The sequence below is a fragment of the Cyanobium sp. LEGE 06143 genome (assembly GCF_015207535.1).
In the GTDB taxonomy this organism is placed as follows: Bacteria; Cyanobacteriota; Cyanobacteriia; order PCC-6307; family Cyanobiaceae; genus NIES-981.
The window spans coordinates 1-14,384 of sequence record NZ_JADEWP010000045.1 but is presented as its reverse complement, the minus strand read 5'-3'; the positions used below and the strand labels follow the sequence as shown (position 1 = coordinate 14,384).

11 protein-coding genes and 1 pseudogene are annotated in these 14,384 nt (G+C 68.1%); 5 read left to right on the top strand and 7 right to left on the bottom strand.

The genetic code is table 11. The annotated features are described in order from the left end of the window. Positions 1-190: 190 nt before the first annotated feature. The 5 genes from IQ216_RS05030 to IQ216_RS05010 are packed head-to-tail and all read right to left on the bottom strand — an operon-like array spanning position 191 to position 6,468. Positions 191-1,021, bottom strand: coding sequence for an inositol monophosphatase family protein (locus IQ216_RS05030; protein ID WP_193814589.1), 831 nt, complete (start codon positions 1,019-1,021; stop codon positions 191-193). Next, positions 1,018-2,415, bottom strand: a complete 1,398-nt coding sequence (locus IQ216_RS05025) for a BCD family MFS transporter (RefSeq protein WP_193814592.1) — start codon at positions 2,413-2,415, stop codon at positions 1,018-1,020. Before IQ216_RS05025 ends, IQ216_RS05030 begins: the two co-directional genes overlap by 4 nt. A gap of 24 nt (positions 2,416-2,439) precedes the next feature. Continuing rightward, complete coding sequence (locus tag IQ216_RS05020; RefSeq protein WP_370566607.1) at positions 2,440-4,140, bottom strand: TolC family protein; 1,701 nt, start codon at positions 4,138-4,140, stop codon at positions 2,440-2,442. A gap of 28 nt (positions 4,141-4,168) precedes the next feature. After that, positions 4,169-5,563: a TIGR03279 family radical SAM protein gene (locus IQ216_RS05015; protein ID WP_193814588.1), complete on the bottom strand. Its 1,395-nt coding sequence runs from the start codon at positions 5,561-5,563 to the stop codon at positions 4,169-4,171. Positions 5,564-5,589: 26 nt separating this feature from the next. Beyond that, a complete protein-coding gene (locus tag IQ216_RS05010; RefSeq protein ID WP_193814587.1) occupies positions 5,590-6,468 on the bottom strand; it encodes an undecaprenyl-diphosphate phosphatase in 879 nt (292 codons plus the stop codon). A 221-nt stretch (positions 6,469-6,689) separates the two neighbouring features. Between IQ216_RS05010 and IQ216_RS05005 the strand changes: the two genes are divergently transcribed. From IQ216_RS05005 to nadB, 3 genes and pseudogenes are all read left to right on the top strand, one after another. Next, a complete protein-coding gene (locus tag IQ216_RS05005; RefSeq protein WP_186700093.1) occupies positions 6,690-7,325 on the top strand; it encodes a DUF3120 domain-containing protein in 636 nt (211 codons plus the stop codon). Between the two features lie 114 nt (positions 7,326-7,439). Then, positions 7,440-7,817, top strand: coding sequence for a photosystem II complex extrinsic protein PsbU (psbU, locus tag IQ216_RS05000; protein ID WP_193814585.1), 378 nt, complete (start codon positions 7,440-7,442; stop codon positions 7,815-7,817). 93 nt (positions 7,818-7,910) lie between these two features. Continuing rightward, positions 7,911-9,570, top strand: a pseudogene (nadB, locus tag IQ216_RS04995) (L-aspartate oxidase). Between the two features lie 6 nt (positions 9,571-9,576). On the opposite strand, the gene IQ216_RS04990 reads toward nadB, so the two are convergent. Beyond that, entirely contained in the window at positions 9,577-10,500 is a 924-nt protein-coding gene (locus IQ216_RS04990; RefSeq protein WP_193814584.1) for a vitamin K epoxide reductase family protein, read from the bottom strand. Between the two features lie 126 nt (positions 10,501-10,626). Between IQ216_RS04990 and rimO the strand changes: the two genes are divergently transcribed. Together rimO and IQ216_RS04980 are read left to right on the top strand one after the other, a co-directional pair. Next, positions 10,627-12,030, top strand: coding sequence for a 30S ribosomal protein S12 methylthiotransferase RimO (gene rimO / locus IQ216_RS04985; RefSeq protein WP_193814583.1), 1,404 nt, complete (start codon positions 10,627-10,629; stop codon positions 12,028-12,030). Positions 12,031-12,377: 347 nt separating this feature from the next. Further along, positions 12,378-13,991, top strand: a complete 1,614-nt coding sequence (locus tag IQ216_RS04980; RefSeq protein ID WP_193814582.1) for a B12-binding domain-containing radical SAM protein — start codon at positions 12,378-12,380, stop codon at positions 13,989-13,991. 9 nt (positions 13,992-14,000) lie between these two features. Here the strand turns inward: IQ216_RS04980 and IQ216_RS04975 are convergent. Continuing rightward, positions 14,001-14,384: DUF4346 domain-containing protein (locus tag IQ216_RS04975; protein ID WP_370566606.1), on the bottom strand; the 384-nt coding region annotated here is incomplete at its 5' end.

The window sequence follows — 14,384 nt, the reverse complement described above, 5'->3', positions numbered from 1 at the left end:
TCCAGGTTCTGCTACCTCCACTCCCGTTTCCAGAAGCTCTCGGTGGCTGTCGCCTCGCAGCGACCAAAGAAACCTACAGCACCGAAGGGCCGCTCTCGCAGGCGCTCTTCCATCTCTGTAAGCCTGCTCCTCTCTGGTTCCAGCCTCGCGGCCTTCACCTCTCGGAGCAGTTCAAAACCATAGCACCTGCTCAGCCCTCCTCTGCCTGTGCTTCAGGCTTGAGCGTCACCAGAGCGTCCGCCCACGGCATGAAGCGCTCCAGCGTTGTGCCGCGATCGGCCGCCAGCACAGGATAGTCGGCCAGGGTCTGATCGCTGCCGGGCTGGAGTTGCTCAGGCGAACGCAGCAGCCAGCGCAGCGGACAACTGAGTTCATCGAGCACCAGCCAGGCCGCCGCCAGGTCCCAGATTTTGGGCGTGGCCTCCAGGGCCGCGACGGTCTGGCCCATGGCCACACTCACCAGGTTCAGGCTCGCCACCCCGAGCAGGCGGATCTTGCCGGGGAAGCGGCGGTTGGGAAGATTCTGCAGCACCCCGATCGAACGGCTGCAGAGGGAGGCACAGCCGGCGGGATGGGCCTGCAGCGAGGGGGGATGCAGGGGCTTGCCATTGCGCCAGGCCCCCTGGCCCCGCACCGCCACGATGCGCTGGCGCAGCGGCGGCACATCCAGCACGGCCAGCACCGGCCGCCCTGCCTCGAAACGGGCCAGCGAGATGGCCCAGTAGGGGATGCCCGCCGCGAAATTGGTGGTGCCGTCCAGGGGGTCAACCACCCAGAAGGCCTCGCTCCGGGGGACATGCTTGTCGCCCTCCTCGCTCAGCACTCCCTCCCTGGGGAAGAGCTCACCCAGCCCCTGCACCAGGGTGGCGTCGCTCCAGCGATCACAGGCCGTGATCAGGCTGCCGTCGGCCTTCAGATCCGACACGGCATGACCGAAATCCGCGCGCTGCCGCTCGGCCACCCGATCGAGCAGGGCTGCAAGCCTTGGATCCAGAGCAGGGCGGGTGGGTKTTGTGGTCATCCAATCTCGAGGGCCAGGACCTTGCTGAGACTTCTGCCCGTATCCTCCCTGAACTGGCGCAGGTTGACGCGGCTCAGCGCCACCAGGGCCGCCAGCGCCACCAGGGCCTCGACGCCAAGCACCAGGGCGAAGGGGGGCAAAGGGCCTGGCGACAGTCCGCTGATCTCCTGAAGCCAACGCCCCAGATCGAGCAGGCCGCCGCCGATCACCTTGCCCAGGGCCCTGGACATGGCCTGGGCCAGACCCCAGACCCCGATGAAAGTGCCGGCCGCCTGGGGAAGGGTGAGATCCAGCATGAGCACCAGGGCGCTGTTGGTGCCGATGCCGGCCGACAGCCCGAACAGCACCATCACAACCTGTAACACCGGGATCTGACCCAGGGCGCCCGCCGCCATCAACAACAGCAGACTCGCCAGGATCAGCTGGCAGCCGAGCCGTGCCGTGGCCAGCTTGCCGGCCTTGGGCACGATCCAGAGACCGGCCAGTAGCAGGCCCAACAGGGTGCCGATTCCCCACAGGGCATTCAGCGAGGCCGTGGCCGCGATCGGCATCCCGAACACCTCAGCCCCGTAGCTCTCGAGAATCGGGTCCTGCAGGAACAGCGCCAGGGTGAACAGCACCAGGAACAGGAAGAACACCAGCACCTGGCGGCTCGAGGTGATCAGGGCCCACGACTGTTTCAGGGTGATCGAATCCTGGCGAGCGTCCGCCGTGCTGAGCTGCTGACCCGTTCGGGGACGTTCCATGCCCACGGTGGCCACCAGGGTGATCAGCAGCACCGCCAGCACCACCCTCACCATGAAGGCGAACAGAGCCGGCTCGAGCACGGCGGGGTCCTCCACCCCATCGAGGCCGCGCAGACCGATGGCGATGCTGATGGCGCCCGCCACAATGCCCACCGTGAGCAGGCACCAGATGATGCCCACCGCCCTGGGGCGTTCCTGCTCGTTGGTGCGGTCGATCACCAGGGCCAGGTAGGGCGTGGAGGCGGTGGAAATGGCCAGCCCGTAGGCGGCAAACAGGCCGCAGAGGGCGAGCACCCCCGCCGTGATGGTGTGGGCCTCGCCGGTCTGCAGCAGGCGAGCCACGTGGAAGATCAGGGGAATCGAGAGCACGGCCAGGGTGCAGAAGGCCGCCGTGCCCATCCAGATGTAGGGGAGCCGGTGACGACCGCCCAGGGGGTGGGCATCGGACACCTGACCCACCAGCACCCGGGCCGGCGAGACGAACTGCTCAAAGGCCAGGGCGACCCCTACCAGCAAGGCCGGGATGTTGAGCTCGCTGATCATCACCCGGTTGAGCAGGCCCGCGAAGATCACCGCCAGACAGCCGAGGCAGCCCTGGAAGAGGCCGAGGCGCAGGGTGCGCGCCAGGCCAAGGCCCTGGGCCTGCATCGGAGCCTCGGCCGTGGCCACCGATCAGGCCGGCCCGGGCACAGCGGCCTGGCAGGCCGGCAGCAGAGGGGTGGGCTCAACTGGAATGTCGGCGGCTGGCTCAGGCTTGATCGGCGAGAGGCTGCGGGCCGGACAGGTGGTGATCTGATCGAGACCGGTGCCGCGCCGCAGCTCGGCCAGGTTCACGTTGTATTCGGTGATGGCTTCGGCGTAGCGCACCTCGGCTTGGGTGAGGTCCCGCTGGGTGTCCACCACCTCCCGCTGGGTGGTGACGCCGGCCTGGAAGCGCAACCGGGCCAGCCGCAGGGATTCCCGGGCGGAGATCACCTCGCGGGCCGCGGTGGTGATGTTGCGGTTGTTTCTTTCGAGATTGTAGAAACTCTCCTCCACCTCCTCGCGAATCGAGTCGCGGCGGTCGGCGAACTCAAAGCGGTTCTGCTGGGCCCGCTGGCGGCTCTGACGGGCCTGGGCCGCCGACGCCCCGCCATCAAACAGGCTCCAGCTGAAATTGAGCCCCACGCGGGTGTCGAAGCTTCTGGAGGAATCAACAGTGATGTCACCCACGTCCTGACCGCCGTTGTCGAAGTCGGAGCCGAGTTCCGCGAAGACGTTCAGGAAGGGCTGGCTGGCGGCCTGGGCGGCGTTGGCGTTGCTGTTGGAGATGGAGATGTCCAGCAGGATCTGGTCGAGCTCCTCGCGGAAGGCGTAGGCCGCCACGATGCTCTCCTGGATCGAGGGCTGCCACACCCCCAGCACCCGGGACGGATCGGCCGCGGTGGCGGTGACGTTCTGGGGCAGGTCGAGCAGGGCAGCGAGGCGGCGGCGGGAAATCGACTGCTCCGCCAGGGCCGCGGTGAGCAGCTGCTGGTCGCGGGCCAGCTGGGTTTCGGCCTCAAGCACCTCCAGCTTGGTGGCCACCCCCGCCTGGAAGCGAGCCCGGGAATCCCGGAGGCTCACCAGGGAGGCGCGCACCGACTGCTGGCCGATCCTCACCTGATCATCGCGCAGCTGCAGGGTGAAATAGAGCTGGGCGGCCTGCAGACGCAGATCCCGCAGGGCGATCACATACTGGTATTTGGCCCTCTCGAACTCATCACGGGCCGCCGCGATCGAGGGCGTGCGCTGCGGGTTGATCAGGGCCCACTGGGCGGTGATCGCCAGACCCGCTGCCCAGCGGTCCTGGGTACGGGTCTCGACGTCACCATTGCTCAGACTGTTGCGCTGCCTTGAGTAGCTGAAGGAAGGCAGCGCATTGGCGTTCAGATCGATGCTGGGGTACCAGAGGGCGATCTGGGCACGCAGGGCGCTCTGGGCCTGATCCACCTGGGAGGCGATCGCCTTGAGGTTGGGATTGTTGACCTCGGCGAGGTTCTCCACCTGGACCAGGGTCAGGGGCCGCAGTTCCTGGATCACCACCTGCTCCGGCCGTGTGGGCAGGGCGAGGGAGTCCGGGGCCGGCAGATCTTCCAGACCAGGCTGCAGTTCGGTGGCCGCCGGGGTCACAAGCGCCGGATTGAGCCGCGGGCGCTCGCCCTTGACGTCCGGGGCCAGGGGCAGGGCCTCGGTGGCCGCAGTGGCCTCGGGCAGCTCGGCCTCGCCGGCTTCCGGCAGACCGGCCTCAGGAGACTCCTCCTGGGCCAGGGCGCCAACGGGCCCCAGCAGCCCAGTGGTCAGGGGCAGGCCCAGAACGCCCAGCAAGGCCAGGCGGGATGCGAGTCGGGACACGCCGGAGTCCTTACGGTTCTGCCGGAGTTTAAGGATCCAGCCCGTCACTGCCGATACAGCAGGCCACAAGATCGGCCGCACTCCCCACCAGCAGCACGGGAACGGGCAGGGCCGAACGCAGTTGCTCCAGGGTCATGTCGTCGAGGAACACCGGCTCCCCCTGGCGGAGCATCACGCTCGGCAGCAGCAGCGCCTCGCCGAGGTCGGCGCCCCGCAAGCCCTCCAGCAGGTCGGAGCCGGTGAGCAGCCCGGTCACCACCTGCTGCTGCCCCCAGTAGGGACTCTCCAGCCCGTGCAGCACCAGCTCCAGGCCCTCCACGGCATTGAGGCGATCCACCACGGGCTGCAGGGCCTCGGCCACCAGCCGGCCCACCACCCAGCTGCGGCCGCGGGGGCGATCCAGGCGGCGGGGCAGGGCGGCGGTAGCCGCATCGAGGGCCTCGAGGAAGGCGCGGATGCTGCCCACGCCGTTCTCCTGCTGCGGCAGGTCCTCGTAGGCGCGCCGCGGCGGCAGCGGCAGGCCGGCGAGCAGATACCACTCGTCGGAGAGCCAGGCGAAGCGGCTGCCCAGGGCCGGCTCGAACTCGGCCTGGAGCGCCTCCACCTGGGCCACCACCTGGCGGGCACAGGCCCGGTCCACCGGCCGCAGGGCATCGTCCTTGGGGCGGAAGCGGGTCAGCCCCACGGGCACCACGGCCGCCGAGAGCACCGCCGGCCAGTCGCCGCCGCCGAAACCGGCCAGATCCCGCAGGGTGCGCTCCAGGGCAGGGCCATCGTTGAGGCCGGGGCACACCACCACCTGAGCATGGATCTGCAGATCGCGGGCCGCGAACCAGCGCAGCTGCTCCAGCAGCTGCCCGGCCCGCGGGTTCACCAGCAGGCGGCTGCGCAGCTCCGGATCGGTGGCATGCACGGACACGAACAGGGGCGAGAGGCGCTGCTGCTCGATCCGCTGCCAGTCGGCTGGGGTGAGGTTGGTGAGGGTGAGGTAGGAGCCGTAGAGGAAGCTCAGCCGGTAGTCGTCGTCCTTGAGGTAGAGGCTGCGGCGGCGCCCGGGGGGCTGCTGGTCGATGAAGCAGAAGGCGCAGGCGTTGTTGCACTGCCGCAGGCCATCAAAGAGAGCCTCGGTGAACACCAGTCCCAGGCCCGCGTCAAGATCCTTCTCCAGCTCCACGGTGTGGAGCGTGCCGCCTGGATCCTGGATCTCCAGCACGAGCTCCTCCTCCCCCACCAGCATCTGCAGGTCGATCAGATCGCGGGGACGGCGGCCATTGATGCTGAGCAGGCGGTCGCCGGGCTCAACGCCCAGCTCGGCCCCGATCGACTCGGGCTCCACGCTGGCCACCACCGCCGGCTGGGGCAGGCTGAGGGGCTCGCCGGACGGCCCGGCCAGAGCGATCCCGGCGGAAGGTTCGTTCCACATGGTCGCTGCTGTTCAGAAGTCCGCGTTCACGGCCCCACTGTGGCGCGCAGGCCCAGCAGGATGGCCAGGCCGAACAGCAGGCGATAGCCCACGAACAGCCAGGTGCTGTGGCGTTGCAGATAGCGCAGTAGCCAGGCGATGGCCGCCCAGGACACCACAGCCGCCGAGGCGATGCCCACCAGCATCGGAATCACGCCGCCTGCAGCCGGAGCCTCGAGGGCGTCCTTGAGCTGCACCAACCCGGCCAGGGTGATCGCCGGGATGCCCAGCAGAAAGGAGAAGCGGGCGGCATCGGCCCGCTGCCAGCCATCGAACAGGGCCGCGGTGAGCGTGCTGCCGGAGCGCGACACGCCGGGCACCAGGGCGAGCATCTGGGCCAGGCCCACCAGGATCCCGTCCCAGGGCCGCACGGCCACCAGCTGGCGGCGACGGCGACCCAGGGCCTCGGCCAGGGCCAGCAGCAGCGCCATCACGATCGACACCACCGCAATGGCCGTAAGGCTGCGCAGCGGCGAATTGTCGAAGTCCGGCACCCAGAGCTTGATGGCCAGGCCCGCCAGCACGATCGGCACACTGCCCAGGCCGATCGCCACCCCCAGCCGGGCCGAGGGGTCGCTCCACTGCCCGTGGCGGCAGGCTCGCCCCATGGCCCCCAGCACCTCGCGCAGGTCATGGCGGAAGTAGGCCACCACGGCCGCGATGCTGCCGAGCTGGATCACGGCGGTCACCGCCACGCCCGGATCCCCCCAGCCGAGCATCACCGGCACCACCTTCAGGTGGGCCGTGCTGCTGATCGGCAGAAACTCGGTGAGCCCCTGAACCACTCCCAGCACCAGGGCTCGCCAACAGGCCTCCAGCAGGCCGGGCTGCAGCCCGGCCTCAGCGATCGATCCAGCTGCCTGCATCCCGGTGGGCGCGCATCGATGGCCGACCCTATGGCCAGGCGGGTGCTGCAGACCCCTTAAGGTTGCACAACTTTCTTCACAACACGGTGATCGGGGCTCCCGCCAGCACACTGCCTCGACCGACCGTCTCTGACGCTCTGACCCCTGGGCTGGTGGGAGCCGGCCCGGCCAGACCCCAGGCCTCATCGACTGAGACGCTGCTGCAGCCCCGCCTCGGCCTGGTGGTCATCAGCGTAGTGCTGGTGGCCCTGCCGGTGTTCCTGCAGGCCCCCTGGGTGCGGTTCGCGCCCGCCAGCTCAGTGCTGTTCACCGCTGTTCTGTTGGCGATCGGCCTGGGTCTGGAGCGCCGCAGCGAGCCCCGGCTACGCCATCTGGGACTGCTGCTGGTGGGCTTCTCCGGCAGCTGGCTGGCCGGTTCGCTGTTCTGGGGCTGGGCCCGTCTGCATCCCCTCTGGCACCTGCCGATCGAAGCCTTTGCCCTGCCCCTGGCCCTGGCGGGCCTGGGCAGCCGCTGGCGCCTGGCCTGCGGCTTCTACCTGGGTTCCCTGATCGGCACGGCCAGCACCGACGCGGCCATCGCCGCCACCGGCCTGATGCCCCTCTGGCCCGAGGCCCTCGCCGCCCCAGGCGGCGAGGCGATGCTAGTGCTGCACGCCGCAGGGCTGCAGGTGCTGCAGCCGGCCTGCCTGGCCCTGGTGGCCGGCTTTGCCGCCCTGCTGCTCGCGGCCAGCCGCTGGCTGTGGCAGCGAGGCGAGCTGGGTCAGGTGGTGGGCGCCACCCTGATCACCACCCTGGCCGTGGACGGTCTGTTTCTACTGCTGGCTCTGCTGGCCCCGGGCCTCACCGGCCTGATCTGAAGATCTGCAAATGCCTGAAGGGCTGGGGGGATTTCAGACGATTCCCTTCTGTACGGTTAGCGGTCGGTGGTCCGGCCACCGCCTGTTCCTGTCCTTCTCCGGAGAGTTCTCGTGATGAAAAGGCTGGCTGCCTGGCTGATGAGTGGTCTTGTGCTGGCCGGATTGCTGGTCACCCTGGTGCTGCCTCCGGCAGCGGGGGCGGCTGAGCGTCGCAACACCGCCGACGACAAGATCGCTGAACGCGGCGGCAAGGTGGACCTCAACAACAGTTCCGTGCGCCGCTTCCAGGACTACCCCGGCATGTACCCCACCCTGGCCGGCAAGATCGTGCTGGGCGGCCCCTACGACAGCGTCGATGACGTGCTGAACCTCGACCTCACCGAGCGCCAGAAGGAGCTGTTCAACAAGTACAAGGACAACTTCACCGTGACCCCGGCGTCCATTGCCCTGAACGAGGGCTTCGATCGCATCAACGACGGGCAGTACCGCTGAAGCCAGCCCCTAGGCTTCCTGCACCGTTGAACGCCGTCGGGGCTTTCCGGCGGCTTTTTTCATGCCGGCGGCAGCCCCGAGCCCGCAGCACCCATGGCGCAGTGTGACTGGGATGTGGTGGTGGTGGGAGGCGGCGCCGCCGGGCTGATGAGCTGTCTGGAGCTGCCCGCCGGTCTGCGGGTGCTGCTGCTCAGCAAGGAACGCAAACCCCGCTCCGCCAGCCGCTGGGCCCAGGGTGGCATTGCTGCCGTGACCAGCGCCACCGACAGCTTTGCCAGCCACCGCGACGACACCCTCAAAGCCGGCGCCGGCCTCTGCGACCTCGAGGCCGTGGAACTGCTGGTGCATGAGGCCCCCGGCTGCGTGCAACGCCTGCTGGAGCTCGGCATGGCCTTCGACCGCCACGGCACCGCCCTCAGCACCACCCTGGAGGCCGCCCACAGCCACCGACGCGTGCTGCACGCCCAGGACCGCACCGGCGGCGCCCTCGTGGATGCCCTGGAGCGGGAGGTGCGTCGCCGCCCCGGCCTGGAGCAGCGCCAGGGGGTGGTAGCCCTGCAGCTGCTGGTGGAGGCGGGGCGCTGCTGCGGGCTGCAGCTTCTGGAGGGAGATCAGATCCACTGGCTGYGGGCCCGGGCCGTGGTGCTGGCCACCGGCGGCGGCGGCCATCTGTTCGCCCATACCACCAACCCGACCCATTCCAGCGGCGATGGCCTGGCGATGGCCTGGCAGGCCGGTGCCGAGGTGCGCGACCTGGAGTTCGTGCAGTTCCACCCCACGGCCCTGATGCTGCCCGGGGCCCCCCATTTCCTGATCTCCGAGGCSNTGNCKCKKMKAMRSRRCCCGGTTGCTGGACGGGAGCGGGGCCAGCCCGGTGGCGGAACTGGAGGGGGGGGATCTAGCCCCGAGGGACCAGGTGAGCCGGGCCCTGGCACGGCGGATGCGGCAGCAGGGTGTGGAGCATCTCTGGCTCGACCTCAGGCCGATCGGCCAGGAGCACCTGAGCCGCCAGTTCCCCACCATCCTGGGGCGCTGCCGGGAGCTGGGACTGGAGCCCACAGCAGAGCCGTTGCCTGTGGCACCAGCGGCCCACTACTGGATGGGCGGTGTCCGCACCGACCTGGCCGCTGCCACCACCCTGCCTGGGCTCTATGCCGTGGGAGAACTGGCCTGCAGCGGCGTGCACGGGGCCAACCGACTGGCCAGCAACTCCCTGATGGAGTGCCTGGTGTTCGCCCGGCAGCTGCGCCAGATCGCGCTCGGGCCCTCAGCCGCCCCAGAGGGGCTCGCCGAGGTGGCCGGGGTCCTCGCCGCACCGAGGCTGGGGTCGTCAGCGCTGAAGGAGCAGATCCAGGAGCTCAGACAGCTGTGCTGGCAGGTGGCGGGGGTGGAACGCCAGGGCCAGGCCCTGGCGAAGAGTCTTACCACGATTCGACGCCAACGCCTCAGACTGGAACACGACCCCAGCTGGCAAAGGGTTCAGGGACTAAGCGTGGGTCAGCGGCTCCAGCTGACGCAGGCGTCTCGGCAGAGCTGGCCCCTGCACCAGGAGCTGCACCAGCGTCTGGTGCTGGCGGAGCTGCTGATGGAGGCCGCCCTGTTCCGCCAGGAGAGCCGCGGTGGCCACTTCCGCACCGACACGCCCAGCAGCCAGCCCTTCTGGCGGGTGCACAGCTGCCAGGGCCGCCGCAGGCCGATCAGCACGGCCGCCGTGAAGCAGGGGCCCACTGGCCATCGGCACAGCGAGGCCTGAAGCCGGTCAGCTTTGGGGCTGGAAGCCACTCACCTGGGCCAGGCGCTCCAGGGGCTTTACACCGGAATCGAGCTGGCCATTGATCTCCCAGGTAGGGAAGCCCTGCACGCCCTTGCTGTCACAGAGGGCTTTCTGGCTGCCCACCCCATCCTCGGCGCACTCGATCACCTTGAGCTTCTTGCTGGCCTCCTGGCCGAACATCTCCTTCTGATCCTGGCAGTGGGGGCACCAGTAGGCGGAGTACATCACGGCTCCAGTCTCAGTGAGGTGTTCGGCCAGGGCCAGGGTCAGGGGGGTGCTCTCGGTCTCCACCACTGGCGGAGTCCCAGGCAGGGTCTCGACCACGGGGCGGTCCACGGCCGTGGCCCAACCGAGGCCGATCAGCCCCACCGCCAGGGCCACCAGCACGCCGCGAAACAGCAGCTGGCCGCGATCGTCCCAGCTGCCGCCCAGCAGGGTGAACACCAGCAGCGACACGCTGACCACAGCCGAGAGCACGCAGAAGAAGCAGAAGGCCTGGATCTTCAGCACCATCACGCCCATCAGCAGCAGGCTGAACACCGCCATGCCGATGCTGGTGAGCAACATGCCCCACCAGCTCAGGGAGCCCAGGCGATCGCGCAGGTCGCCCTTGAGCACCAGAGGCACCACCGCCATCAGCAGCATGGCCAGGTAGGCCAGGAAGCCGAACAGCGACAGGGGCTGGCCCAGCACGCTGCCCCAGGCGCTGTTCAACACCTTGTCGCAGCCCTCAGCGCCGCCCGGACAGGCCAGCTGGCCGAACAGGCCCCAGCGCTGCAGGGTGATCGTGCCCGTGTCGATCACGCCCACCGTGGCCAGAACGGACAACACCACCCGCACCCAGCGCTTGCCGGGATCGCCCCGGCGGCGGGAATTGTTGAGGCGATCGCTGAGTCGGCTGGAGGTCATCGACAGCAGGAGGTGGGCAGTCCGCGGATTCTCGCAGCCGCCTCAACGGCATGGTCGCCGCAGCAGGACACTCGGGCCAGCGCAATCCCCTCCCCCATAGGGTGGTGGATCGGCCAACCCCTGCCCATGAGTTCCGCGCGCCCCAACGGCTCCTCCCCGGCCACCATCGCCTTCGCCCACCTGGGCTGCGAGAAGAACCGGGTGGACACCGAGCACATGCTCGGCCTGCTGGCTGAGGCGGGCTACGGCGTGAGCGCCGATGAGAGCGAGGCCAGCGTGGTGGTGGTGAACACCTGCAGCTTCATCCAGGACGCCCGCGAGGAATCGGTGCGCACCCTGGTGGAGCTGGCTGAACAGGGCAAGGAGCTGATCATCGCCGGCTGCCTGGCCCAGCATTTTCAGGAGGAGTTGCTCGAAAGCCTGCCGGAGGCCAGGGCGATCGTGGGCACCGGCGACTATCAGCACATCGTGAGCGTGCTGGAGCGGGTGGAGGCCGGCGAGCGGGTCAACCAGGTGAGCGCCACCCCCACCTTCGTGGCCGACGAGCATCTGCCCCGCTACCGCACCACCTCCGAGGCCGTGGCCTATCTCAAGGTGGCTGAGGGCTGCGACTACCGCTGCGCCTTCTGCATCATCCCCAAGCTGCGCGGCGACCAGCGCTCCCGGCCGATCGAATCGATCGTGGCCGAAGCCCACAGCCTGGCGGCCCAGGGGGTGAAGGAACTGGTGTTGATCAGCCAGATCAGCACCAACTACGGCCTCGACCTCTACGGCAGGCCCCACCTGGCCGAGCTGCTGCGGGCCCTCGGAGAGGTGGACATCCCCTGGATCCGCGTGCACTACGCCTATCCCACCGGGCTCACGGCCGAGGTGCTGGCGGCCTACCGGGACGTGGCCAATGTGCTGCCCTACCTGGATCTGCCGCTGCAGCACAGCCATCCGGACGTGCTGCGGGCCATGAACCGCCCCTGGCAGGCCAACGTGCGCGGCGACCTGCTGCAGCGGATCCGCGAGCAGCTTCCCGATGCCGTGCTGCGCACCACCTTCATCGTGGGCTTCCCGGGTGAAACCGAGGAGCACTTCCAGCACCTGCTGAACTTCGTGGCCGAGCAGCGCTTCGACCACGTGGGCGTGTTCACGTTCTCACCCGAGGACGGCACCGCGGCCGTGGACCTGCCGAACCCCGTGCCGGCGGCCGTGGCCGAGCAGCGCAGGGATCGGCTGATGGCCCTGCAGCAACCGATCGCCGCCGAGCGGAACGCCGCCTGGGTGGGCAGGATCGTGGACGTGCTGGTTGAGCAGGAGAACCCTTCCAGCGGTGAGATGCTGGGCCGCTGTGCCCGTTTCGCGCCGGATGTGGACGGGGATGTGAGGGTGCTCCCGGGCGTCGGCGGCCTCTGTGCGGCGCCGGGAACGATGGTGCCGGTGCGGATCACCGCAGCGGACACCTACGACCTCGTGGGCGAGGTGGTGGGCGCCGCAGCCATGGTGGGCGATGCCGTGGCCGCCAGCCGGCTCAGATCAGCTTGATCCTGCGCAACAGCACTGAGCCCAGGAACGCGGCGACCAGGCCGCCCCCGACCAGACCCAGGTAGATCGCTACACCCATCGTGGCCTCTGCTGCAAAGTCGTGTGCCCATTACAGCAGAGGCCCGGCTCGCCAGGCACCGGCCCGGCCTTCTGCCTAAGGTGCGCCCACAATGGGTCCGGAGGCCCACCCAGGCGGCCCAACCGGCCAAGCCGCTCTCCTGAAGCCGATCGAACCGCCGCTTCAGACCCTTTCCGTCAGCTCCCTTCACCTCAGCACCCCCCAGCTCAGCAACGTTCCGACGGCCACCTGTGTTGGCCCCGTTGTTCCGGCCACGTCGAGACCCCCCATGCGCACCCTGCTGATCTATCCGGAATTTCCCAAGACGTTCTGGAGCTACGAAAAGATCCTGGAGCTGGTGAACCGCAAGGTGCTCCTGCCTCCCCTGGGCATGGTCACCGTGGCGGCACTGCTGCCCCAGGAGTGGCCCATGAAGCTCGTGGACCGCAACGTGCGCGAGGTGACCGAGGCGGAGTGGGACTGGGCCGAGCTGGTGGTGATCTCCGGCATGATCGTGCAGAAAGGCGACATGGCGGCCCAGATCGCCAGGGCCAAGCAGCGGGGTTTGCCCGTGGCCGTGGGCGGACCCTTCGCCAGCTCCACCCCTGATGCTCCAGAGCTCGATCTGGCCGACTTCAAGGTGCTCGATGAGGGTGAAATCACCCTGCCGATGTTCATCGAGGCCCTTGAGCGTGGTGATCAGCAGGGGCGCTTCAATTCCGGCGGTGAAAAGCCCGATGTCACCGGCACCCCGATCCCCCGGTTCGACCTCCTGGAAATGGAGGCCTACTCGGAAATGTCGGTGCAGTTCTCCAGGGGCTGCCCGTTCCAGTGCGAGTTCTGCGACATCATCGTGCTGTATGGGCGCAAGCCTCGTACCAAAGAACCGGAGCAGCTGGTTGCCGAACTGCAGCGGCTCTACGACCTCGGTTGGCGCCGCTCGGTCTTTCTGGTGGATGACAATTTCATCGGCAACAAGCGCAATGTGAAGCGCCTGCTGCCTGTGCTGAAACAGTGGCAGATCGATCATCGCTATCCGTTCAGCTTCGCCACCGAGGCCTCGGTGGATCTGGCGGCCGACGATGAGTTGATGCAGATGATGGTGGAGTGTCGCTTCGAGAGCCTCTTCCTCGGCATCGAGACTCCGGATGAAGCCAGTCTGGAGGTGGCGGGCAAGCTCCAGAACACGCGCAGTTCCCTGGACGATTCCGTCAACAAGATCACATCCTATGGGATGCGGGTGATGGCGGGCTTCATCATCGGCTTCGACGGTGAAAAGCAGGGAGCTGGCGATCGCATCGTTGACTTTGTGACCCGCACCGGCATCCCCCACGCGATGATGGGCATGCTCCAGGCCCTTCCCAACACGGCCCTCTGGCATCGTCTCGAGCGGGAAGGGCGTCTGATTCAGGATTCGTCAGCCGCGAAGGGCGTGAACCAGACCAACCTGCTCAATTTTGTACCCACAAGGCCGCTTCGCGACATCGCCAATGAATATGTGGATGCCTTCTCCAAGCTCTATGAGCCCCACGCCTACATTGATCGCGTCTACAACTACTTTCTGAAGCTGCCCCCCCAGAAATACAAAGAGTTCCTCACTCCAGAGCCCGAAGGCACCCCGAAGAAGCCCGTGAGCTGGATTGATCTTCGCGCTCTGGCGATCATCATCTGGCGTCAGGGAATCCGCCGCAGCACCCGCTTCCGCTTCTGGAAGGCCCTCTACGGCATGGCCCGCCATAACCCGAAGCGCTTCAAGGGCTTCATTGCCATCCTGGCCCACAACGAGCACTTCCTTGAATACAGGGCGATTGTGCGCAACGAAATCGAAGCCCAGCTGGCCCAGATTCCACCGGAACCTCCCGAGCCCACTGCCGCACCAGTGCCGGAGCTGATTTCGGCCTGATCGCTTGGTTCAGTCCTGGATGTAGGTGACACCCTGCTCCAGGCACCACTCGGCCTTCTGGAGTTCCCTGCCCAGGTAGAGGGCGTGGTCGAGGTGGYTGAGCGGCGATGGGTCCTCTCCCTCAGTGAGCACCACCCCCAGCTGTTTGGCCGTGCGTCCGCGGTAGATCGCCAGCGGCTGCCTCGGGCCTGCGCCGCGGCAGCTCAGCACTTCGCCGGTGTCGGGATCAGTGGCCAGACCCCGCTCATCGATGCCGTTGCCGTAGTGCTCCACCACCAGTTCACCCGCCTCAGGATCAACGCTGATCAGGAAATAGCCGGCCGGGTCGAGGGCGATGAACCGCCGCGACAGCTCGTCATCCAGCTGCCGGCGGGTCTGGGCAGGCTGGCGGGT

Excerpts from the sequence above, each read along its gene's own strand:
- IQ216_RS05025 (WP_193814592.1), bottom strand. The coding sequence starts at position 2,415 with ATGCAGGCCCAGGGCCTTGGCCTGGCGCGCACCCTGCGCCTCGGCCTC.
- IQ216_RS05015 (WP_193814588.1), bottom strand. The coding sequence starts at position 5,563 with ATGTGGAACGAACCTTCCGCCGGGATCGCTCTGGCCGGGCCGTCCGGC.
- IQ216_RS05010 (WP_193814587.1), bottom strand. The coding sequence starts at position 6,468 with ATGCAGGCAGCTGGATCGATCGCTGAGGCCGGGCTGCAGCCCGGCCTG.
- psbU (WP_193814585.1), top strand. The coding sequence starts at position 7,440 with ATGAAAAGGCTGGCTGCCTGGCTGATGAGTGGTCTTGTGCTGGCCGGA.
- IQ216_RS04990 (WP_193814584.1), bottom strand. The coding sequence starts at position 10,500 with ATGACCTCCAGCCGACTCAGCGATCGCCTCAACAATTCCCGCCGCCGG.
- rimO (WP_193814583.1), top strand. The coding sequence starts at position 10,627 with ATGAGTTCCGCGCGCCCCAACGGCTCCTCCCCGGCCACCATCGCCTTC.
- IQ216_RS04980 (WP_193814582.1), top strand. The coding sequence starts at position 12,378 with ATGCGCACCCTGCTGATCTATCCGGAATTTCCCAAGACGTTCTGGAGC.